At 70.1% G+C, this 21,486-nt stretch carries 22 protein-coding genes, 1 tRNA gene and 1 riboswitch; of the genes, 11 read left to right on the top strand and 12 right to left on the bottom strand.

All coding sequences use genetic code 11. From position 1 onward, the window contains the following. Positions 1 to 129 precede the first annotated feature (129 nt). The 5 genes from AC3RXY_RS01230 to AC3RXY_RS01210 all read right to left on the bottom strand — a co-directional run bounded on the left by AC3RXY_RS01230 (position 130) and on the right by AC3RXY_RS01210 (position 6,571). Positions 130 to 1,899, bottom strand: a complete 1,770-nt coding sequence (locus AC3RXY_RS01230; protein ID WP_491509056.1) for a sensor histidine kinase — start codon at positions 1,897 to 1,899, stop codon at positions 130 to 132. Positions 1,900 to 1,959: 60 nt separating this feature from the next. Then, complete coding sequence (locus AC3RXY_RS01225; RefSeq protein ID WP_491509055.1) at positions 1,960 to 2,646, bottom strand: response regulator transcription factor; 687 nt, start codon at positions 2,644 to 2,646, stop codon at positions 1,960 to 1,962. A 159-nt stretch (positions 2,647 to 2,805) separates the two neighbouring features. Further along, the gene (locus tag AC3RXY_RS01220; protein WP_491509054.1) at positions 2,806 to 4,446 is read right to left on the bottom strand and encodes a DNA repair helicase XPB; all 1,641 of its coding nucleotides are present in this window, start codon (positions 4,444 to 4,446) and stop codon (positions 2,806 to 2,808) included. A 135-nt stretch (positions 4,447 to 4,581) separates the two neighbouring features. Next, a complete protein-coding gene (locus tag AC3RXY_RS01215; RefSeq protein ID WP_491509053.1) occupies positions 4,582 to 6,276 on the bottom strand; it encodes a helicase-associated domain-containing protein in 1,695 nt (564 codons plus the stop codon). Positions 6,277 to 6,298: 22 nt separating this feature from the next. Beyond that, positions 6,299 to 6,571 (bottom strand): multidrug ABC transporter ATPase, encoded by a 273-nt coding sequence (locus AC3RXY_RS01210; protein ID WP_491509052.1) that lies wholly within the window; start codon positions 6,569 to 6,571, stop codon positions 6,299 to 6,301. A gap of 118 nt (positions 6,572 to 6,689) precedes the next feature. On the opposite strand from AC3RXY_RS01210, the gene AC3RXY_RS01205 reads away from it, so the two are divergent. Further along, the gene (locus AC3RXY_RS01205) at positions 6,690 to 7,070 is read left to right on the top strand and encodes a cold-shock protein (protein ID WP_491509051.1); all 381 of its coding nucleotides are present in this window, start codon (positions 6,690 to 6,692) and stop codon (positions 7,068 to 7,070) included. After that, positions 7,054 to 7,677 (top strand): DUF3027 domain-containing protein, encoded by a 624-nt coding sequence (locus AC3RXY_RS01200; RefSeq protein WP_491509050.1) that lies wholly within the window; start codon positions 7,054 to 7,056, stop codon positions 7,675 to 7,677. The genes AC3RXY_RS01205 and AC3RXY_RS01200 overlap by 17 nt, the downstream gene beginning before the upstream one ends. Positions 7,678 to 7,767: 90 nt before the next feature. On the opposite strand, the gene serC is transcribed toward AC3RXY_RS01200, so the two are convergent. Beyond that, positions 7,768 to 8,877, bottom strand: coding sequence for a phosphoserine transaminase (gene serC / locus AC3RXY_RS01195; RefSeq protein WP_491509049.1), 1,110 nt, complete (start codon positions 8,875 to 8,877; stop codon positions 7,768 to 7,770). 133 nt (positions 8,878 to 9,010) lie between these two features. Between serC and AC3RXY_RS01190 the strand changes: the two genes are divergently transcribed. From AC3RXY_RS01190 to AC3RXY_RS01175, 4 genes are all read left to right on the top strand, one after another. Further along, complete coding sequence (locus AC3RXY_RS01190) at positions 9,011 to 9,712, top strand: iron-dependent transcriptional repressor DtxR (protein ID WP_491509048.1); 702 nt, start codon at positions 9,011 to 9,013, stop codon at positions 9,710 to 9,712. Positions 9,713 to 9,947: 235 nt separating this feature from the next. Further along, complete coding sequence (locus AC3RXY_RS01185; protein ID WP_491509047.1) at positions 9,948 to 10,814, top strand: M23 family metallopeptidase; 867 nt, start codon at positions 9,948 to 9,950, stop codon at positions 10,812 to 10,814. Positions 10,815 to 11,126: 312 nt separating this feature from the next. Continuing rightward, positions 11,127 to 11,624, top strand: a complete 498-nt coding sequence (locus AC3RXY_RS01180) for an HNH endonuclease (RefSeq protein ID WP_491509046.1) — start codon at positions 11,127 to 11,129, stop codon at positions 11,622 to 11,624. Between the two features lie 32 nt (positions 11,625 to 11,656). Continuing rightward, positions 11,657 to 11,731: transfer RNA gene (locus AC3RXY_RS01175), tRNA-Arg, on the top strand. Positions 11,732 to 11,923: 192 nt separating this feature from the next. Here the strand turns inward: AC3RXY_RS01175 and AC3RXY_RS01170 are convergent. The 3 genes from AC3RXY_RS01170 to AC3RXY_RS01160 all read right to left on the bottom strand — a co-directional run bounded on the left by AC3RXY_RS01170 (position 11,924) and on the right by AC3RXY_RS01160 (position 13,363). Then, a complete protein-coding gene (locus AC3RXY_RS01170; protein WP_491509045.1) occupies positions 11,924 to 12,280 on the bottom strand; it encodes a histone-like nucleoid-structuring protein Lsr2 in 357 nt (118 codons plus the stop codon). A 55-nt stretch (positions 12,281 to 12,335) separates the two neighbouring features. After that, positions 12,336 to 12,662 (bottom strand): DMT family transporter, encoded by a 327-nt coding sequence (locus tag AC3RXY_RS01165; RefSeq protein WP_491509044.1) that lies wholly within the window; start codon positions 12,660 to 12,662, stop codon positions 12,336 to 12,338. A gap of 11 nt (positions 12,663 to 12,673) precedes the next feature. Beyond that, positions 12,674 to 12,740, bottom strand: a riboswitch (guanidine-III (ykkC-III) riboswitch). 53 nt (positions 12,741 to 12,793) lie between these two features. Next, positions 12,794 to 13,363, bottom strand: a complete 570-nt coding sequence (locus AC3RXY_RS01160; RefSeq protein ID WP_491509043.1) for a methylated-DNA--[protein]-cysteine S-methyltransferase — start codon at positions 13,361 to 13,363, stop codon at positions 12,794 to 12,796. A gap of 277 nt (positions 13,364 to 13,640) precedes the next feature. Between AC3RXY_RS01160 and AC3RXY_RS01155 the strand changes: the two genes are divergently transcribed. Further along, complete coding sequence (locus tag AC3RXY_RS01155; RefSeq protein WP_491509395.1) at positions 13,641 to 17,273, top strand: AAA family ATPase; 3,633 nt, start codon at positions 13,641 to 13,643, stop codon at positions 17,271 to 17,273. Continuing rightward, a complete protein-coding gene (locus AC3RXY_RS01150) occupies positions 17,270 to 17,467 on the top strand; it encodes a hypothetical protein (RefSeq protein WP_491509042.1) in 198 nt (65 codons plus the stop codon). Before AC3RXY_RS01155 ends, AC3RXY_RS01150 begins: the two co-directional genes overlap by 4 nt. Positions 17,468 to 17,547: 80 nt before the next feature. Here AC3RXY_RS01150 and mscL read toward each other — a convergent pair whose 3' ends face one another. Genes mscL through AC3RXY_RS01135 form a run of 3 tightly spaced genes read right to left on the bottom strand, consistent with a single transcriptional unit; the run spans position 17,548 to position 18,889 of the window. Continuing rightward, complete coding sequence (gene mscL / locus AC3RXY_RS01145; RefSeq protein ID WP_491509041.1) at positions 17,548 to 17,943, bottom strand: large conductance mechanosensitive channel protein MscL; 396 nt, start codon at positions 17,941 to 17,943, stop codon at positions 17,548 to 17,550. A 39-nt stretch (positions 17,944 to 17,982) separates the two neighbouring features. Beyond that, positions 17,983 to 18,270 carry an FmdB family zinc ribbon protein gene (locus tag AC3RXY_RS01140; protein ID WP_491509040.1) on the bottom strand — a complete coding sequence of 96 codons (288 nt, stop codon included), beginning with the start codon at positions 18,268 to 18,270 and terminating at the stop codon, positions 17,983 to 17,985. A 25-nt stretch (positions 18,271 to 18,295) separates the two neighbouring features. After that, complete coding sequence (locus AC3RXY_RS01135) at positions 18,296 to 18,889, bottom strand: 5-formyltetrahydrofolate cyclo-ligase (protein WP_491509039.1); 594 nt, start codon at positions 18,887 to 18,889, stop codon at positions 18,296 to 18,298. A gap of 36 nt (positions 18,890 to 18,925) precedes the next feature. Between AC3RXY_RS01135 and galU the strand changes: the two genes are divergently transcribed. The 3 genes from galU (at position 18,926) to AC3RXY_RS01120 (ending at position 21,476) form a co-directional block, all read left to right on the top strand. After that, positions 18,926 to 19,816, top strand: a complete 891-nt coding sequence (gene galU, locus AC3RXY_RS01130; protein ID WP_491509038.1) for a UTP--glucose-1-phosphate uridylyltransferase GalU — start codon at positions 18,926 to 18,928, stop codon at positions 19,814 to 19,816. A 4-nt stretch (positions 19,817 to 19,820) separates the two neighbouring features. Continuing rightward, entirely contained in the window at positions 19,821 to 20,468 is a 648-nt protein-coding gene (locus AC3RXY_RS01125) for a GNAT family N-acetyltransferase (RefSeq protein WP_491509037.1), read from the top strand. A 123-nt stretch (positions 20,469 to 20,591) separates the two neighbouring features. Further along, positions 20,592 to 21,476 carry a hypothetical protein gene (locus AC3RXY_RS01120; protein ID WP_491509036.1) on the top strand — a complete coding sequence of 295 codons (885 nt, stop codon included), beginning with the start codon at positions 20,592 to 20,594 and terminating at the stop codon, positions 21,474 to 21,476. Positions 21,477 to 21,486: the final 10 nt, after the last annotated feature.

The following is a 21,486-nucleotide window of genomic DNA, read 5'->3' as shown; positions in this document are numbered from 1 at the left end:
TTGGTCCGACGCTAGGCGGATGGTCGGCGAGTGTGCGGCGGTGCGCCGGGTCCGGTGGACAACCGGTCATCGGAATGCGGTGTGGACCACCGTGATGGGTCGCGAAGCCGTGCTCGCGGCGCCGACCGCTCAGATGTCGGTCGGCAGCTGACGGCGCAGTTCTGCGAGATCGGCGTCGGTCAGCGGCTGGGTATCGGCGAGCAGGTGTTCCGGCGTCGAGCGGGCCGGTGCCAGCGGCAGGTACACGGTGAAGGTCGCACCGCCGCCGGGGGTGTCTGTGACCTCGACAGAACCGTTCAGGCCCTGGACGATCGATGCGACGATCGCGAGCCCGAGGCCAGATCCGCCCGTGTCGCGCGTACGCGAGCTGTCAGCGCGCCAGAAACGCTGGAAGATCTGCTCGCGGATCTGCGGCGGCACCCCGATGCCGTGGTCAGCGATGGCGAACCAGCCCACCGCACGCCGCCGATCGACCCCGACGACGATGTCGATGGGACTGTCGGCGGGCGAGAACCGCCGGGCGTTGCCCAGGAGGTTCGCGATCACCTGACGCACCTGGTTCTCCGCGCCGAGCACGATCGGCGGCGTCGCCACACGTGGCACCGCCGGAGCGGAGAAGTCGATCGTCGGCACCTCATCGGTTCCGAGTGCGCTGTCGGCCGCCGCGGCTACCGCGCGCGGTCGACGGCGGAGCAGGTTCAACGCGCGCGTCCGTGCGCGCGCGGGTGACGGCAGCGCCGGTATCGATGCGGGCGTCGCGGGCTCGGCGTCGGTCGGGGCGGCGTCATGGGTGGTGTCGACGACCCGGATCGCGCGTCCGGGCTCCGCCACCTGAACGTCGAGGGCGGCATCGTGAGAGAGCAGGCGCAGGTCGAGCGGCTCGATCTCCACCGGGCGACGCTCATCGAGGCGGGTCAGCGCGAGAAGATCCTCGACGAGCGCGCCCATGCGCACCGCCTCCTTCTCGATGCGCTCCATGGCGCGGGCGACGTCGTCTTCGCTCTTGATCGCGCCCATGCGATACAGCTCGGCGTATCCGCGTACGCTCACCAGGGGAGTGCGCAGCTCGTGACTTGCGTCTCCGATGAAACGCCGCATGCGCTGCACCGATCGGTCTCGCTGGGCGAGCGACGCGTCTGCGCGATCGAGCACCGTATTGATCGCGGCGTTGAGCCGGCCCACCTCGGTGGTCGGCTCGAGGTCGGTGAGACGCTGACTGAAATCGCCGGCGGCGATCGCCATCGCCGTGCCTTCCACCTGGCCGAGACGCCGGAAGGTGAGGGTCACCAGGCCTCGGACGAGGAAGGCGGCGATCAGGATCGTGATGAGCGCGACGGTGGTGAAGACACCGAAATAGGTGGCGACGATGCTGTCGACCTCTGCGAGGGGCAGCGCCACCATCTGCGTGTACGTGGTGCCGAGGCCAGGGGCCGGACGCACCGCCACAGCGGCGTGGAACTCGGTGCCGTCCTCCCCGATCAGGGGGAGCGGGTCAGGGCGGCTCTGATCGATCGTGGCTGCCGTGAGGGGATAGCTCTCCGGGAAGGCCGGGTGCACGGCGTCCGCCGTCCCCCCGCCGCTGCCGAGAAGCTCCCCGTCGGCGCTGTAGACCGCGAAGAAGTAGTCGGTGCGCCGCGGCGCGTCGGCGCGCTGCTCGAGCTCGATGCCGCCGCGGCCGTCTGGCGTGAACACGAAGTACCGGTTGGACACGTCGCTGCGGGCCAGCTCCGGAAGCTGGGCGTCAACATTGCTGATCAGCGCGCTGCGCAGGATCGGCATCGTCCCGATCCCGGTGACCACCAGCCCCAGCGCGAGGACAGCGACGGTGACGCCGGTGACCTTCGCGCGCAGGCTGATGCGACGCCACCAGCGGGTGACCGCATCCGGCTGGCGCGACATGCGGTCTCCCTCCGTGTCTCGTGCCGATCCAGGATCCCTTCCGGGGAGCCCGTCGTGCGGCTACTTGCCGACCTTCAGCATGTACCCGAAGCCGCGCTTCGTCTGGATCATCGACTCCTCGGTGTGCGGGTCGATCTTGCGGCGCAGGTACGAGATGTAGCTCTCGACGATGCCCGCGTCGCCGTTGAAGTCGTACTCCCACACGTGATCGAGGATCTGAGCCTTGCTGAGCACGCGGTTCGGGTTGAGCATCAGGTAGCGCAGCAGCTTGAACTCCGTGGGGCTCAGCTCGATGGGCGTCTGCCCGACGAACACGTCATGGGTGTCCTGGTCCATCGACAGCTCGCCCGCACGGATCATCGACTCCTCGTCGGCCTGCATCGTCCGGCGGAGGATGGCCTGGACGCGCGCGACGATCTCATCGAGGCTGAAGGGCTTGGTGACGTAGTCGTCTCCGCCGGCGTTGAGGCCCTCGATCTTGTCCTCGGTGTCGTCCTTGGCGGTGAGGAAGAGGATGGGAGCCGTGAAGCCCGCGCCGCGCAGTCGCTTGGTGACGCTGAATCCGTTCATGTCCGGCAGCATCACGTCGAGGATGATGAGGTCGGGCTCCTCCTCGAGCACGGCGGAGATGGTCGCGGCGCCGTTGGCGACGGTCTTCACCTGAAATCCGGCGAAGCCGAGCCCTGTCGAGAGCAGGTCGCGGATGTTCGGCTCGTCGTCGACGACCAGGATGCGTGCATCAGTCATGCCCCCATTATCGTGATGCTTTCCCGGTTCTGGCTGATGATTCCGCGCGCCGCGTGCGTATCCGCCCTCCGCGAACCGCACGGCGCCCGATATCGATCCTTGCCGGAGGCGATGGCGGCGCGGGCCCGGTGCCCCGGAGAGCACCGGTTCCGGGGGGGCTCAGGCCGTGATGAGGTCGGCGGCGTCGACGATCGTGTAGCTGTAGCCCTGCTCGGCGAGGAAACGCTGACGGTTCTGCGCGAAGTCCTGGTCGACGGTGTCGCGCGCGATCAGCGTGTAGAAGCTCGCGGTGTGGCCGGACTGCTTCGGTCGCAGCAGCCGCCCGAGGCGCTGGGCCTCCTCCTGACGCGAGCCGAACGACCCGGACACCTGGATCGCGACGGAGGCCTCGGGCAGATCGATCGAGAAGTTCGCCACCTTGGACACCACGAGCAGCGAGATCTCGCCCTCGCGGAACTGCCGGAACAGCTCGGCGCGCTCGTCGACCGGGGTCGCCCCGGTGATCTGCGGCGCGTTCAGAGCATCGGAGAGCGCGTCGAGCTGGTCGAGATACTGGCCGATCACGAGGATGCGCTCGCCGGGGTGACGGGCGATGAGCGCGCGCACCGCATCGATCTTCGCCGGCGCGGAAGCCGCGAGGCGATACCGGTCCTCATCCGTCGCCGCGGCGTACTCCATCCGGTCGTGATGGGGCAGATCGATCCGCACCTCATAGCAGGCGGCCGGGGAGATGAACCCCTGCGCTTCGATCTGCTTCCAGGGGGCGTCGAAGCGCTTGGGGCCGATCAGGCTGAAGACGTCGCCCTCGCGGCCGTCCTCGCGCACCAGAGTCGCGGTGAGCCCGATCCGGCGGCGGGCCTGCAGGTCGGCGGTCAGCTTGAACACCGGCGCGGGGAGCAGATGCACCTCGTCGTAGACGATCAGACCCCAGTCCATCTCGTCGAGGAGCGACAGATGCGCGTAGGCGCCGCCGCGCTTGGCGGTGAGGATCTGATAAGTCGCGATCGTGACCGGCTTGACCTCCTTCACCTGCCCGGAGTACTCACCGATCTCCTCCGCGGTGAGGGAGGTGCGGCGCAGCAGCTCATCGCGCCACTGACGCGCGCTGACGGTGTTGGTCACGAGGATGAGCGTGGTGGTACCGGTCGCCGCCATCGCCCCGGCTCCGACGATCGTCTTGCCGGCGCCGCAGGGCAGCACCACGACGCCCGACCCGTCTGCGGCGAAGGCGTCGACCGCATCGCGCTGATACGGCCGCATCTCCCAGCCGCTCTCGGCGAGCGCGATCGGGTGCGGTGTGCCCGGCGTGTACCCGGCGCGGTCCGCTGCGGGCCACCCGATCTTCAGCAGCTCCTGCTTGATCTGGCCGCGCGCCCAGGCGTCGATCTCATAGGCGTCGGGAGAGGGGTGGCCGAGCAGCAGCGGCTTGATGCGCTTGTTGCCGGCGACCTGGGTGAGCACCGCCGGGTCGTCTGAGCGCAGCAGCAGGCGCTCGTCGGCCCGCTCGATCACCAGGCGTCCGTAGCGGTTCACCGTCTCGCGGATATCGGTGGACACCGACGGCGGTACCGGAAAACGCGACCAACGGTCCAGGACGGCGAGCATCTCGTCGGCCTCGTGACCGGCGGCGCGTGCGTTCCACAGTCCCAGGCGGGTGATGCGGTAGGTGTGGATGTGCTCGGGCGCCCGTTCCAGCTCTGCGAAGACGGCCAGCTCGTGGCGCGCGCTCTCCGCATCGGGGTGGGCGACCTCGAGGAGCACGGTGCGGTCGCTCTGGACGATCAGGGGGCCATCGGACATAGGCGTTCCAGTCTACGCGGCCAGCGGATGCGCAGCGTTCGCGGGCCCGCGCGAAAACAGGCAATCATCACGAGGACAGGCCGATGGCGAGGGAGGCGGCCTGTTTTGGTGTTGTTTGCCTGTTTTCGGGCGGGGTCACGCCGTGCGGACCGAGCGAATGCTGCTCAGCGGCAGGGTGCGTTCCACGTCGGCGGCGCGGTCGAGGCCGCGCAGGCGGCCCCCACCGAGACCGTTCGCCTCGAGCGTGAGTTCGCGTGCCGATCCGTCGGGCATTCCGACCTCGACGACCAGGGTGGCGCGCGCCCGCACGGCGGCGTCGAGCTGGCGCACCAGCCAGGCGGCATCCGCGTCGGCCCCCTGGTTGCCACGGAGCCGGGCGATGAGCACGGAGTGATCGGCAGGCTCCACAGAGGCGGATGCGGCCTCGGTGCGGGGTGCGGTGGTCGGCGGCGGAGCCGGCACCGGGTATCGCGCATCGGAGAGTGCCTGCTGAACCGTGACCGGATCGATCGGCGTCACCAGATGCGTGCCGTCACGATCCAGCCGTAGCATGCGCAGGGCCTGATCCACCTCGATCGTGGCGAGAAGCGTCGCGTCGGCGCTCTCGATCCGCGATCCTCCGCTCGGATCCGGCGCCACGTGAAGCAGGCCGTGGCGCTGGGCGGCCTCGGTCACCAGATAGCGGAGGGCCTGGGGGATGCCGGTGAGCGAGACCGCGGAGAGGAAACCGAGAATCGACTCCGCTGTCTCGCCGCTGCTGATGGCGAGGGCGATCGAGCGCTCGCCGAACCGGTAGGACGAGGCCGTCGCACCCGGCTCCCGCTCAGACAGACGCCGCAGCCGCAGGTCGAGGGCGGGCAAGAGCGGACCGGGGGCGATGGCGGTGAGGTCGTTCTGGAGGAAGATGCGGTCGACCTCCGGGCCGAGCAGGGCTTCGAGGCCCGCCGAGACGGGAGTGCTTCCGCCCCGCGCCGCGGCAGCCCACTCCGGCTCGGCGTCACCCTCGGCGAGCCCGAGAAGCTGAGCCCGACGGACGAGGGACGCAGCGCGATCCGGCCACTCGGGGTGCCACGGGTAGCGATAGGGCCAGAGTTCGAGCGGAAGCCATCCGCCCGCGTCCGTGCGCAGCGCCGGGGGGAGCGCAGCGCCGAAGCCCGTCACCAGCGCCGCCCAGCGCGCTCCGCGGGGCAGGGGCAGCCACGTCTGCGCCGCCGGTGCGGGGACGGCGCTGCGCCCCCGCACCGCCAGGAGGGCTGCGTCGAGGGCGAACGCGAGGACGTCGTCGAGGTCCGCGCCGTCGACGACGATGCCGAGCTCTTGCGCTCGACGGCGTTCCACGGCAGCGGGCGAGCCGTCGGTGAGCAGAGCGAGCGGCCCCTGGCCGGCGAGCAGGACCAGCTCGGCCACGGCGCCGACGACGGCGGCGGCCCGTTCCGCCGCCCTGGCGCTCTGCTCGGCGGAGGCGGTCAGCGGAGCCGCGTCGCGCGGGGCCGTCGGAAGGGAGGCGCGGGAGAGCGCCGCGTCGCGCACCTCGGGGTAGAGGGCGCCGTCGGCGGCGACCAGCCCGCTGCGCACGAGGGCAGGCAGGGCGCCGACGGAGAGGTCCGCAGGCCGGCGCTCGGCCGCCGCGAGCAGGGCGGCGATCTCGTCGCGGGGCAGCTGCTGCAGCGCCCGATCGATCGACGGCGGGGAGAGCAGGGCCTCGGCGGCATCGAAGAAGTCCGACCAGCCGGGGTCCGGCCGTACCTCTCGCGCGAGGAAAAGGCGATCGAGCGTTTCGTCGCTCTGAGCGGCCAGCCACTCGGCCAGCGGGCGGGCGTGGGTGCTCATGCTCGGGCGGCGGTCCTGATCCTCAGGAGCGCGCGGCGCGCCCTCTCCGCACGAAGCTCGTCACGAGCAGCGTGATCATCAGCAGCAGACCGATCGGCAGGCCCCACAGGGGGACGGCGGCGACCAGCGGCCACGCTCCCCGCTGGAAGTCGGTGTGCTGCATGCCGGCCGCCGAGCTGATGATGATCGTGAAGAAGCAGGCCACCGACACCACGATGATGCCCACAGAGGCGTACGCGAGCAGACGATCGATGCGTCGGATCGGGACCTCTGCCGAGGAGGGCTGCGTGCTCATCCGCACCAGACTACCGGCTGCGCCGACACGGTAGGCTGGAAGGCCGGGATCTTCCTCCCGGAATCCAGCATCCGCACTGTGCTGGTCCCACTGCGAGTTCAATCAGCGAGGTTGTTCCATGCCCACCGGCAAGGTCAGGTTCTACGACGACGAGAAGGGGTTCGGCTTCATCACCAGCGATGAAGGCCAGGACGTCTTCCTGCACGCCTCCGCCCTGCCCGCGGGGGCGGAGGTCAAACAGGGCACCCGCGTCGAGTTCGGGGTGGCTGACGGCCGCCGCGGCCCGCAGGCGCTCTCCGTGCGCGTACTGGAGGCGCCGCCCAGCCTGGTGAAGGCCAAGCGCAAGCCCGCAGACGATATGGCGGTCATCATCGAAGACCTCGTCAAGCTCCTCGACGGCGTCGGCGCTGACTTCCGGCGCGGCCGATACCCGTCCTCCGGCCACAGCCGCAAGATCGCCGCAGTCCTCCGCAAGGTCGCCGATGACATCGACGCCTGAGGACCAGACGCTCCCGGTGCCCGCTGCGGCCGCCGAGCCGGACGCCCGCCTGCTGGAGGCGCGCGATCTCGCGCTCGCCGCGCTGCACGAGATCACCCCGCCGGCGACGATCGGGCCACCGGCCGGATACGTCGTCGAGGACGACGGGCCCGTCTCGCTGCGGTTCGAGAACCGCCTCCCTGGCTACCCGGGCTGGTACTGGACGGTGACGGTCGCCCGAGTGGACGACGCAGAGCCCACCGTGCTCGAGGTCGAGCTGCTCCCGGGCGATGGCGCCCTGCTGGCCCCGGATTGGGTGCCGTGGGCCGAGCGACTCGCGGAGTACCGCGCACATCTCGCACAGGCCGCAGCCGAAGCCGGCTCGGAGGAATCCGACGACGAGACTGACGACGACGAGGATGACCTCGACGACGAGGATGACCTCGACGACGACGACGACGACGAGCTCGGTGACGCCGACATTCTCGACACGCTGGACGGCGCGGATCTCGACATCGACGGGGTGGACATCGATGCCCTCGACGAGAGCGCGGCGGGCGACGACGGCCAGGACGACGCCGACGAGCGGAACGCAGAAGAAGAGGTCGGCCCGGCCGGCGAGAACTGACCGCCCGTTCCGGCGCTCGCCCGATCCGATGCGGTCGCCGAGACAGGTGAGGCCCCGTGCATGCACGGGGCCTCACCTGTTGGTCCTGGGTCAGCCGAGGTTCTCCAGCACGTAGTCGATGGCGCCGATGAGAGCACGCACGTCGTCCGGCTCGATCGAGACGAAGGTGGCGACGCGCAGCTGGTTGCGGCCGAGCTTCCGGTAGGGCTCGGTGTCGACGATGCCGTTCGCGCGCAGCGTCTTGGCGATCGCGGCGGCGTCGATGCGGTCGTCGAAGTCGATCGTCACCACGACCGGTGAACGGTCGGCCGGATCGGCGACGAAGGGCGTTGCGACCTCGGAAGCCTCCGCCCATGCGTACAGCGCCTGCGACGACTCAGCGGTGCGCGCTGCGGCCCACCCGAGCCCGCCGTTCTCGCCGATCCACTCGAGCTGCGAGTCGAGGAGGTGCAGCGTCGCCAGAGCGGGGGTGTTGAGCGTCTGATCGAGCCGGGAGTTGTCCACCGCGTTCTTCAGGCTGAGGAAGTCGGGGATGTAACGGTCTGATGCCGCGATCCGCTCGATCCGCTCGATCGCGGCGGGGGACATCGCGGCGAGCCACAGGCCGCCGTCAGATCCCAGGTTCTTCTGCGGGGCGAAATAGTAGACGTCGAACTGTGACGCGTCGACGTCGATGCCCCCGGCCGCGCTCGTGGCGTCGATCACGGTGAGGGCGCCGTCGGCGGCGATGCGCTGCACCGGCACGGCCACCCCGGTCGAGGTCTCATTGTGCGGCCAGGCGTAGACGTCCACGCCGTCCACGACCTCGGCCTGGGCACGGGTCCCCGGCTCCGCGGTGCGCACGTCCGGCGCCTCGAGCCAGGGCGCGCGCGCTGCGGCGGCGAACTTGCCGCCGAACTCGCCGAAGACGAGGTTCTGGCTGCGCTTGTCGATCAGCCCGAACGCGGCCGCATCCCAGAAGGCCGTCGATCCGCCGTTGCCCAGGACGATCTCGTAGCCGTCGGGGAGCCGGAACAGATCGGCGAGACGCTCGCGCACGCTGCGCACGAGCCCCTTGACGGGTGCCTGCCGGTGTGAGGTTCCGAGGAGCGACCGACCGGCCGCCGCCAGCGCGTCGATCTGCGCCGGGCGCACCAGGGAGGGGCCGCAGCCGAAGCGGCCGTCGGACGGAAGCAGTTCGCGGGGGATTTCGAGCACCATGCGCCCGATTCTAGGGGAGCGAAAACCCGCGCCTTGCGCGCGCGAAGGGGAGCGGATGCCCTCCGCGGAATGTAGGCTTGCCTAATACCTGATGACACGGCATACCTGATGACACGGCGCGCAAGGGGCTGCGATGACTGACCTGATCGATACCACCGAGATGTACCTCCGCACCATCCTCGAACTGGAGGAGGAGAACATCGTGCCGCTGCGCGCGCGCATCTCGGAGCGCCTTGGTCATTCCGGCCCCACCGTGTCGCAGACCGTGGGCCGCATGGAGCGCGATGGGCTGGTCATCGTCTCCGAAGATCGCCGCCTCGAGCTCACCGAGCCCGGGCGCCGCAAGGCCGTCGACGTGATGCGCAAGCACCGGCTCGCCGAGCGCCTGCTCTCCGACGTGATCGGTCTGGACTGGGCCTTTGTGCACGAAGAGGCGTGCCGCTGGGAGCACGTGATGAGCGAGCAGGTCGAGCGCCGTCTCGTGGAGCTGCTTGGCCACCCGACGGAATCGCCCTACGGCAACCCGATCCCGGGCCTTGACCTCCTCGGTGATGTGCCAGCGCGGACGTTCGACGAGGGGGTCGTGGGACTTGTCGAGAAGATGAACAAGGCCGCTGCCCCGGTGCAGGGCACGGTGCGCCGCCTCGCGGAGCCGGCGCAGGTCGACCCTGAGCTGCTCGCGCAGCTGCGCGAGGCCGGTGTCGTCCCGGGAGCATCCGGGGAGTTCCGCTTCAACGAGGGCTACGTGCTGATCCAGATGGACGGCAAGACCGAGGGGCTGGAACTGCCCGTCGAGCTTGCGTCGCATATCTTCCTGGTCGCCGAGGGCGCCTGACCTGCCCGCGGGCAGGCGAAGGAGCAGGAGCCGCGTGGAGGCGTTTCCCAGGCGCTCGGAGGTGACAGGATCGTTATCTTCCGGTAACGTCGGTCCGGTCGCCGAAAGACACCCGACAGCGGCACCTGCGAAGAACGCCTCGACTGACTCGTCACCTCCGCAGGGTCTACGCAGCATGATCGACATGAGTGCGGACGAGTCAGGCGCACCCGAGCGTCGAGGCCGGAGGAGAATCTTGGCATCTGACGTCGAAAAGCCCGAAGCAACCGAACAGAGCGCTCTGGACCGCCCCTCGGCGATCCCGGTGTCCGGCTCGCCCGCCCCGCGGCGGATGGTCAAGGCCGTGCGCTCTGTGACGATCCTCGGCGCCGTCGGTGCTCTTGTCGCGGCCATCGCGCTGCCCGCGCTCAGCTCGACCGTGCTTCCTGCGGCCTTCGCGTCCGGCGGGGACACCCCCACGACGCTGCAGCAGCTCGCTTTCGAAGACGCGCAGTCTCTCGTCGTGGCCTCAGAGGCGACGGCCGCTCCGATCGATCGCGGCACGTACACAGCCACCAGCCTCGAGGAGATCGAGAAGAAGAAGGCGGAGGAGGCCGCCGCTGAGCGCGCCCGCCAGCTCGCCGAGCAGCAGGCCGCATCGGCCAGCAGCAGCGGCAGCTTCTCTCTTTCATCCGTTGATCTGAGCCTGGTGGCTCCGGGGTCCGGTGAGGTCCGCTGGCCGCTCGCCGGCGGCAGCTATTACGTGGGCGAGGGCCTGGGGGCAGGGCGTGGCCACCAGGGGCAGGATCTCGTCGCGAGCGAGGGCACCCCGATCTTCGCGATCGCCAGCGGCACCGTCACCGTCGGCCAGGACAGCTACGGCGGCTACGGCAACGCGGTCGTCGTGGACTCGGTCATCAACGGCCAGCATGTGAGCATCACGTATGCGCACATGTGCTACGGATGCCGTTTCGTCGAGGCAGGCCAGTCCGTCACCGCTGGTCAGCAGATCGGTCTCGTGGGCAACACCGGAAACTCCTACGGTGCGCACCTGCATTTCGAGGTGTACATCAACGGCAGCATCGTCGACCCGCTCAACTGGCTCAACGCCAACGCGGGCTGAGCTTCCCGCGCTGACACGACGCGCGTCGTTCCTCCGATGTTCGCCGGAACGTCGGAGGCGTGCGCTACTCTGTTCCCGTTGTCGTCACAGAGACGGGAGAGAGCCGATGGAGCCCATGTTCGACATCCGAACCACGGATGTGCACGGACGCGGGCTCTGGCGGCATTGCCTCCAGGCGCACCACGGTGCTGCCTCGGCCGGAAGGCGCTGTCTCTGCTGAGAGACGGCGCCTTTTCTCGTTCTTCCCTCGCTCTGCGCGCGACATCGTCGTGAGCGCCAGGAAGCCGTTCTGGCGGAACGAGAGGAGCATGAATGCGCACGCTGGTCCTGAACGCCGGTTACGAGCCGCTCGCGGTGGTGTCGTTCAAACGCGCCCTGATGTTGGTGATCAACGACAAGGCAGCCGTGATCGAGACCGTCGAAGGAGAGCCCGTCCACGCCGTGTGCGGCAGCTACGAGCGTCCCGCGGTGATCGTGCTGAGCCGGTATGTGCGGGTGCCGCTGGCCCGGCGCACGCCGGTCACCCGGCGCGGGGTGCTGCGACGGGACGGCAACCGCTGCGGATACTGTGCGGCGTCGGCGAGCACGATCGACCACATCCTGCCCCGCTCGCGCGGGGGCGTCGACTCCTGGGAGAACCTGGTGGCGTGCTGCCTGCGCTGCAACAACGTCAAGAGCGACCGCACGCCGCAGGAGATGGGGTGGCGCCTGCTGTTCCGTCCCGCGCCGCCGCGCAGCACCGGGTGGGCGATGCGCGGGGTCGATTCTCGTGACCCGCGGTGGGAACCCTATCTGGCGTACGCGGCGTGAGGGCGGCAGGTTCCTCTAAACTGGACGGGCCTGCCTCTGTAGCTCAATGGAAGAGCAGCTCCGTCCTAAGGAGAGGGTTGGGGGTTCGAGTCCCTCCAGGGGCACCACTGTGCTGTCTGTCCGCCAGCGAGACCGTGCCACCGGCCCGGCCCCACGCGGGGCGGCCTGGTGGTCCATCGTTGTGCTGTCGAGCGGGGCGCGGTGGTCCTCCGCACGTATCGCTCTGACGAGACATCCGTCGCCGCGAACGCGAGAGCGCCCCGGACCAGAGTCCGGGGCGCTCTCGCGGTGCAGGGGTGTCAGTGTGCGGCGCGGTACTGGGCGATGACCGGCTCGGGGATGCGGCCACGCGACGACAGCGGAATGTCGTTCTCGGCGGCCCAGGCGCGGATCTTCGCTGCCTCGGGGCTGCGGCCGGGCGAACGTCCACCGGAGCGCGTGGTCGACGCGCTCCGTGCGGAGGACACCGAGCCGGTCCGGCGGCCGGCCTCGACGTAGGGGGAGAACGCGGCGCGCAGCTCAGCGGCGTGCTCGTTCGTCAGGTCGATCTCGTAGGCGACGCCGTCGAGGGAGAAGTGAACGCTGGTGCCGTCGCCGGCCGCGATCTCGGAACCGTCGATATCGTCGACGAGCTGGTGAATGATCTTCTTTGCCATGTCGATAGCATATTAGAGTTACTTCGCAGAACGCAATGTTGCGGCGGCGCGCTGATCATTCCGCGGACGAATCGATCAGTTTTAGCCCGACAATGCAGCCGACGAGCCCCAGGATCAGCAGAATTCTCATCCACGAGATCTCGGTCTCCCCGGAGAGCATCGACCAGGCCACCGTCAGGGATGCGCCGATACCCACCCATACCGCGTACGCGGTGCCGGTCGGGATCTCGCGCATCGCCCAGCCGAGACCACCCATGGACGCGGCCAGGGCCACGAGGAAGACGACGCTCGGCCAGAGCTTGGACAGCCCCTCCGACCGCCCCAGGGCCGTGGCCCAGACGGCCTCGAGGATTCCGGAGAGAACAAGAACGAGCCATGACATGGCGATCCCTTTCGGGCCAGTCTTGTCGCTTTCCGGGTACTGGTCCACCTCGTCCGGGGTCGTCTTCGCCGACGCCTGCCCCAGACAATAGCACCGAATGAATGCGTGCGTCCCGGCGGCGGCGGATTCCTTCACCGTATGGTGCGTTTTTTGCTCCGATGCTCCGAGGCGCGCGCTTCGAGGTCGAGGAGGAATCGCTTGCGTTCGGTGTGGGCACCGTATTGCCCGATTCCGCCGTCGGCGAGGATCACGCGGTGGACCGGCACGACGATCGAGATCGGCGTCAGGCGGCACGCGGTCCCGACGGCCCGGTGCGCGCCCGGGCGACCCGCGACGATGGCGACCTCGCCATAGCTCATCGTCTCGCCCCAGGGGATCGCGCACACCGCCTGGAGCGCGTCGCGGGCGAATCCCGCGGTCAGGCGCCAGTCCAGCGCGAGCTCGGTGTCGAAGCGCACGGGGGTGCCCGCAAAGTAGTCGGTCAGCAGGCCGGTGAGCTCATCGGCCGCACCCGGCGCCGGCTCGGGCAGTGAGCCCAGGCGCTCCGCCGATGCGGAGAGCATCCAGCGGAGCATCACACGCTCAGCGCCATCGTCCGCCGCGGCGGTCTCCGGCAGCTGGAGCAGCACGAGGCCGTCGTCGGAGAAGACCGCGAGGGCATCTCCGAACGGCGTCGGTGCGAGGTCATAGCGCAACGTCATAGCCCCATCCTCGCGCTCCGGGCCTGCGCGCCGGACGGTGGTTGCACCCGCTGTGGGCAACAAATCCGCCCGCCGGATTGTGGATCCGGACGACGGGCGCGGCTCCGCCGTGGCGCGCGCGGGTCGGAGAATCGAGGGAAACCGGCCCGGTATCCGCGGTCTCGGCTGATGACACGCCTAATCTGGTCTTGTGGAGCGACCGGACGGTACCCCCGCCGAGACGGGTGGCGAGACGACGGGCGACGCATCGCCCTCGCAGGCGGAGACGATCGACGCCGTGGCGCCGCTCGACCCTGCCCGCGAGCGTGACCGCCTGCGCTCCGAGGCCGGCGATCTGGGCGGCTCTTCACCGCTGGCCCGCTTCGTCGACAGCCCCGAGTCCGGCGTCGACATCTCACGAGCGCACCCCGGAAGCCTCCCGCAGTTCATCACCGGACGTTCGACGCTGCTGTCGAACCTGTTCCGTGACGAGGTCGGACTGCGTACCGCGCGCCGGGCGGCCGAGCGCATCGTCGCCCGCAACATCGAACTGCGCACCGTGCGGGGTATTGACGCCGTGCACCTCGCGGTGGGACTGGCGACGTGGCGCATCGGCGGCGTCGACTACGCCGCCCCCGTGCTGCTGCGGCCACTGGCGATCCGCCGCCACCACGCCGACTTCGAGCTCAAGCTGCACGGCGCGTTCTTCGTCAACCCGACGCTCGTGCGGCTGCTGCGCGAGCACTTCGATCTCGTGGTGGACTCGCGTTCCCTCGCTGCGCTCGCGTATGACGACGCCGTCTTCAAGCCGCAGTCCGTGATCGACCATCTGCGCGCCGCCACGGCCGCGTTCGACACATTCTCCGTGCATCCCCGGCTCGTGGTCTCGACGTTCGCGGAGGTCGGCCGCGCCATGCGGGAGGACGCCGTCGACCTCGACAGCACGGTGCTCAACGCCCTGGCCGGAGACGACGAGGCGCGGGATCGGCTGCGTTCGGGCGGCGGACGACCGCAGGCGGTCAGCGCAGACGATCGCGCACCCGCCTCCGATGTGCTGCTGCTGGACGCAGATGCCGAGCAGGAGGCCGTGCTGGCCGAGATCGTGGCGGGGCGCTCGCTGGTCGTCTCGACGCTGCCGGGGACGGGTGGCACGCAGACCATCATCAACGCGATCGGCGAGCTGGTCCGTGCCGGGCGCCGGGTGCTCGTGGTCTCGGCCAGGCGCTCGACGCTCGACGGCGTGCGTCACCGTCTCTCCGGCATCGGCCTCGACGGCCTGGCGGTCTCGCCGGCGACGCTGCGGCGTGACCTGGTGCGCGCCATCGGCCGGAACGAGAAGGCCGCAGCACCAGACCTGAGCGACGTCGATCACGCCCTGGTTCGCCTGCGTGCGGTGCTCCGCGACTACCGGAAGGCGCTCGCCGAACCGGACCCCGAGTTCGGCGCTTCGGTGCTCGACGCCACGCGCGAGCTCACCAGGCTCGCCTCGCTGTCCACGCCCCCGTCGACCAGGGCGCGGCTCAGCGCGGCGACGATCGCCCGACTGTCCGGCGACCGCAGGACGGCGGCGAAGATGCTCGCGCTGGCGGCTCGTCTCGGCGAGTTCCGGTTCGGGCCGGACGACTCGCCCTGGTACGGCGTGACGTTCGACAGTGCGCAGGCCGCGCGCGATGCGCACGATCTGGCCACCCGACTGCACGCCGAGGACGTCCCGGCATTGCTCGAACGCGGCTACGAGCTGATCGGGCAGACCCACATGCGGGCGTTCTCCACGATCGATGAGCTGGGAGACTACCTGAGCCTGCTTCAGGGCATCCGGGACTCCCTCGACCGGTTCAGCCCTGCGGTCTTCGAGCGCCCGCTGGGCGAGCTCATCCTCGCGCACGGGCCGCGCCGCGACGCGCAGAACATGACCGGTGCCCAGCGCCGCAGGCTGCGGCGACTGGCGAAGGAGTACGTGCGTCCCGGTGTGCACGTGGCAGACCTCTACGAGCCGCTCGTCCGCATTCAGCAGCAGCGCACCCAGTGGCAGCGCTATGTCGACGCCGGCGTGGCCCCGGAGGTGCCGCTGGGCATCGCGGAGGTGCAGGAGGCCTGGCAGCACGTCGAGGACGACCTCGCCGTGCTCGACGACGTGCTCGGACGCCGTGAGCCGCTGGCGACGCTCCCCATCACCCGTCTCGTTCGCACGCTCGCCGAGCTCGCGGCGAAATCCGATGTCTTCGACAACCTCGTCGAGCGCACCAAGATCCGGGGGGAGCTGTCGCGGCTCGGGCTCGGTCCGCTGCTGGCGGACCTGTCGGTGCGGCACGTCCCGGAGGACCGCGTCGGCGCCGAGCTGGAGTTCGCGTGGTGGCAGTCGCTGCTCGAGCACGAGCTCCGGGAGCGTCGAGCGCTGCTGGGGGCGAACACCGAGATCCTCGACCGGCTGGAGCGCGACTTCCGGCTCGTCGATCGCGCCCACAACGCCGCCTCCGGCCCGCTGCTCGCCGCCGAGCTCGGAGACCAGTGGCGGATCGGCATCGTCGATCACGCCGCCGAGGCGGCACGGCTGCGCCGGCTTCTGCGCGACGGCGATGCGACCGCCGCCGAGACCTTCGCCGCGGCGCCAGAACTGCTCTCCGTGCTCGCGCCGGTGTGGATCGCCTCGCCCTATCAGGTGCACGAGATCCCCGACGATGTGCGCTTCGACACGCTGCTCCTGGCGGACGCCGCGGCGATCAACCTCGCCGAGGCCGCCGGGGCAGTGCGCCGGACGCAGCAGATCGTGGCGTTCGGAGACCCGGTGATCCAGCGCCCGCAGCCCTTCGAGACGTCCACGATCCCCTCGCCGGACTGGGAGCCGATCGCGCCCTTCGACGAGGTCTCGGTCTTCGAGCGGCTCGCAGACGTCCTCCCCGTCGCCACCCTCACGCGCAGCTATCGCGCCGGAGGAGAGGATCTGGCCGGCCTCATCAACGACGCCTTCTACGGCGGCGACATCGTCTCCTACCCGTGGGCGGGGTCCTACCTCGGCCGGGGAAGCCTCGTGGTCGACTACGTCGAGGGCGGCGTCGTCGCCCCCGATCCCGAGTCCGGTGCGCTGGAGAGCCCCGATGCCGAGGTCGCGCGGGTGGTCACCCTTGTGGTCGAGCACGCCGTGCACCGACCACAGGAATCGCTCATGGTGGTGACCGTGAGCAAACGCCATGCCGAACGCGTGATGGCGGGGATCGCGGCGGCCTTCGCCGGGCGATCCGACGTCGCAGACTTCGTGGGCCGTGACACGGCGGAACCGCTGGCGGTGCTCACCCTGGAGGAGTCCGCGGCCGAGAGCCGTGATCGCGTGATCTTCTCGCTGGGCTTCGGCAAGACCCGCCACGGCCGCGCGCTCACCGATTTCGGCGATCTCTCGCAGCCCGACGGCGAGCGTCTCCTGACCGTCGGCATGACGCGCGCGCGCCGGTCGATGGTGATCGTCTCCTCGTTGCAGCCGAGCGCGTTCGAGGAGGGGCGTCTCGTGCACGGGGCTGCCACCCTCATGTCGATCCTCGCGGGGCTCGACCGCGAGGTTCCTGCGGAGCGGCGTGACGAGGACGCAGACCCGTTGACGTCGGCGCTCGCGCGCGAGCTGCGCCGCCTCGGCATCCGCGTCGAGCTCGACTACCGCGGTGTGCTGCCGATGGTCGCGCAGCACAACGGCAATGCCGCGGTCATCGAACCGGACCCGGAGTCGCGCGGCGAGTCGCTGCGGGAGTCGCTGCGCCTTCGTCCCAATGTGCTGCGTCGCCTGGGCTGGCATTACATCCGGGTGCATGCGTTCGACCTCTACAGCGACCCGGTCTCGGCCGCGCGCCGCGTGGCAGAGACGCTGGGAGCCGTTCCGTCGTCCGGACCGGAGGGCGGCGAGACGTTGCCGGTCGCCGGGGCGCGAGGTTCGGCAGGGCGATGACGGTGCCTGAGCGGCAGCGCGTCGAGCGGGTGCCGGGGCGCCGCCGCGCGCGCCTGACGCCCGCCGCGGGAACCGAGCCGGAGCCCGCTGCCGACGCGCTCACCGCGTCCGACGCGGGCGTGGGTGGCGCGGGGCGGGCGGACGCGGGCCCGAACGACGAGCGGATGCGGCGCGAGGTGCCCCCGCACTACTGACCGTGGGTGATCGAACACCCCGCACGCCGAAAAGCCCCGGCCGATCGCGCGGATCGACCAGGGCTTCCGGGGGAAGGCCGTCAGGCCTTGTTCTTCTCCAGCAGGTCGCGGATCTGCACCAGCAGCTCCTGCTCGGAGGGCAGCTCGACGGGCGCCGCCGCGGTGCCGGCGCGGCGCTCCTGCACCTCCTTGGCCTTGTTCATCGGCAGCACGAACACGAAGTAGACCACCGCGGCGACGGCGAGGAAGTTGATGATCGCCGCAAGGATCGCGCCGAAGCCGAACTTGGCGTCGCCGACGGTCACCACCATCGCGGTGCTGAGGCTCTCTGCGTTGAACAGCAGCCCGATCAGCGGGCTGATGAGGCTTTCGACGATGACGTTGACGATCGCGGTGAACGCCGCGCCGATGACGACGGCGACGGCGAGGTCGATGACGTTCCCACGGAGAATGAACTCCTTGAATCCCTTGATCATGCGATTGCTCCTGTTCTGAGATGGAGTGAAGCCGTCGCCTCAGGATGAGGCGGCGGCCGGCGCGGGGGAGCCGGACGAGCCGGACGAGCCGGACGAGCTGGACGATGCCTCGCTCGAGGACGTGGACGCGTCGGACGATCCGCCCGCCGATCCGCGCGAGTCTGTGCGGTAGAAGCCGGGGCCGTTGAAGCTGACGCCGATCGTGTCGTAGCGCTTGCGCACCGGGCCGCCGCACTCCGGGCACTCGGTCAGGGCGGCGTCGGAGAAGCTCTGCACGGCGTCGAAGCGGTGCTGGCACGAGGTGCAGGAGTAGCTGTAGGTCGGCATGGCGGCTCCGAATCGTGTGCGGGGATCAGTGTCGTGACGAGGTGAGATCGATCGTGCGGACCGGGGTCACGACCCCGGTGACCGGCTGGTCACGCTCGTCGTGGGGGAGCGGCGCGTCGAGCAGCTCGTCGTCGTAGATGATCGCATACACAGGTGGACACGAGGCCATCGACCCGAGGGTGCGGTCGAAGTACCCCTTCCCCCAGCCCAGCCGCATGCCGTCGGTGTCGATGGCCGCGGCCGGGATCAGCATCATCTCGACCTCGTCCACGGCCAGCGGGCTCAGCGGCTCTCCGACGGGTTCGAGGATGCCCAGCGGCCCCTCGGCGAGCTCGCTCTCGCCGGCCACCGCCCAGTCCAGCAGCCCGTCCGGCCGCGTGACAGGAAGCAGCACACGCACCCCGCGGCGCACGGCATCCGCCACGAACCCGGTGGTGCCGGGCTCCGTGGGGGTCGAGAGGAAGCACGAGATCGATGACAGACCGGCGGTCAGGGCTTCGAGACGGAGGCGCAGGGCGGCGGCCGCCTCCGCGCGCTCGGCAGCGGGTCGCTCGTGCCGCCGCGCTCGTACGGTGGCACGCAGCGCGCGCTTGGCCTCGTCGGTGCTCGTCGTCGCCATGTCCTGATTCTACGAGGGGTGGCCTAAGCTGGGCGGGTGGGGAACAACAACAAGATCAAGGCCGTCATTCCTGCTGCGGGACTGGGAACGCGATTCCTGCCCGCCACGAAGGCGCTGCCCAAGGAGATGCTGCCGGTCGTCGACAAGCCGGCCATCCAGTACGTCGTCGAGGAAGCGGTCTCTGCCGGCATCGATGACGTCCTCGTGATCATCGGCCGCAACAAGAACGCCATCTCGAACCATTTCGACTCGGTGCCGGAGCTGGAGCTCAAGCTCTCCGACAAGGGCGACCACAGCCGGCTCTCCCGGGTCGTCGAGTCGAGCGACCTCGCCGACATCCACTTCGTCCGCCAGGGCGAGCCGAAGGGCCTCGGACACGCGGTGCTGCGCGCGAGCGCGCACGTGGGCGACAGCCCCTTCGCCGTGCTCCTCGGGGACGACCTCATCGATGAGCGCGACCCGCTGCTGACCACCATGATCGAGGAGCAGCAGCGCCGCGGCGGAGCGGTCATCGCTCTGATGGAGGTCGACCCGAGCAGCATCCACCTCTACGGCGCCGCCGCTGTGCAGCCGACCGAGACCGACGACGTCGTCCGCGTGACCGGCCTGGTCGAGAAGCCCGCCGCCGAGGACGCCCCGTCGAACCTCGCCGTGATCGGCCGCTACGTGCTGCCGGCCGAGATCTTCGAGATCCTCGAGCGCACTGCGCCGGGCAAGGGCGGCGAGATCCAGCTGACCGATGCGCTTCAGGAGCTCGCGGCCGACCCGGACGGCCCTGGCGTGCACGGGGTGATCTTCCGTGGCCGGCGCTACGACACCGGGGACCGGGTCGACTACATCAAGGCGATCGTGCAGCTGTCCATCGACCGCAGCGACCTCGGCGCGGAGCTGCGTCCGTGGCTCAAGGAGTTCTCGAAGGGTCTCTGAGCGGATGCCGTTCGGTTCCGACCCCCGCAGCGGTGACCTCGCCGGGTCCTCTCATGGACCGGTCGAGATCCGGATCGTGCGTCCGCGCGACGCGGGGGTTCTGGAACGCGAGCTTCTGCAGGGTCGCTCCTGGTTGAAGCCGTGGGAGGCGACCCTGCCGAACGCGGTGACCACGACCGACATGCGTCTGGGCATCCGCCGCCTGTTGCAGCAGTATCGTGACGGCGGCGGATACCCCTTCGTGATGCTCTACGAGGGGCAGGTGGTCGGCCAGCTCAACATCTGGGGCGTGATGCGCGGGTCGCTGTGCTCCGCCACGATCGGCTACTGGGTGAGCGAACGCTTCGCCGGCCGCGGCATCACGCCGACGGCGGTCGCGCTGGCCACGGACATGGCCTTCGAGAACCTCGGGCTGCACCGCATCGAGATCTGCATCCGGCCGGAGAACGTCGCGAGCCTGCGGGTCGTGCGCAAACTCGGCTTCCGTTATGAGGGCATGCGTCGGTCGTACATCCACATCGACGGCGACTGGCGCGACCACCATGCCTTCGCGCTGGTCAAGGGCGAGGTGCCGAGCGGGGTGCTCCCGCGATTCGCGGCGGGCCGCGTGCCAGACGACGTCGGACGCGTGCCGGAGATCGGCGCCCGCTGACAACGGTGGTGCGCGGCCAGCGGTGGGCCGCGCGACACGTCCGGCGATCTCTTCTGCGCATCCGTCGTACGACACGCGCCGACATGCCGGAGCAGGGCAGACCTGTCGCCTACCGTTGAGGACATGGACGGGCCGGTGCTGAGCGGGGGAGTGATCGTTCTGGTCGCTGCCCTCCTGTGGATGCTCTACCTCCTGCCGTCCTGGCGAGGAGCGCACCAGTACCGTGCCGCCGAGCGTAACGCCGTGCGGCTCAACCAGGCCCTGCGCGTCCTCGCCGAGACCAGTGAGACGCCCGGTGAGGTGCAGCTCGAGCTGAACGCTCGCACCGCCCTCGCCCAGCAGCGGCTCGCCAAGCGGCTGCAGGCCGAGCGTGAGGCGGCGCGGCTTGAGGAGCTGCGCCAGGAGCTGGCCGTCACCCGTGCCGATCCGGCTGTGCGGCAGGCGAAGGCCCGTCGGCGCGTGCGCGCCTCTGCGACAGTCGCGCTCGCGATGGGACTCGGCATCACCGCACTCGGCGTGTGGCAGTGGGTGGTCGCCGGCGTGCCGCTCGTGACCTTCTGGGCCGGCGTCGTCCTGGTCGCCCTCGCGGCGGCCGTTCAGCAGCGTATGTCGGCGGTCGCCGCACGCGCGGCACGCCGGCCGGAGGATGTCGCGCCGTCGCCGCGCACCGCACCGGAGCTGACGGACTTCTCCGAGCGCCCCCGTGGCGAGAGCTGGACGCCTCGGGCGCTGCCGGAGCCGCTCACCTCTGTCGCCGGATCCCGCGCGCACATCGAGCGCCAGCGCATCGAGGAACGCGAGGCGACAGCCCGCGCGGCCCGCCTGGAGGAACTGCGTCGGCGCGCTGCGGAGATCGCCGCGGAGGAGGCCCCCACGCCCCTGCCGGTGCCGGTGCCGGTGCCGGCGCCGGAGCCGCGCCCGGAGTCGCCCTTCGCGAGGATGGGCTACGTGGACGACGCCGAGATCGAAGCGCACGTGCGGAAGATCCTGCAGTCGCGCGCCGGCTGACCCGCCCGTT

The sequence above is a fragment of the Microbacterium longlingense genome (genome assembly GCF_058349825.2).
The sequence above is the reverse complement of the archived record's forward strand: the minus strand, read 5'-3'. Positions and strand labels throughout refer to the sequence as shown.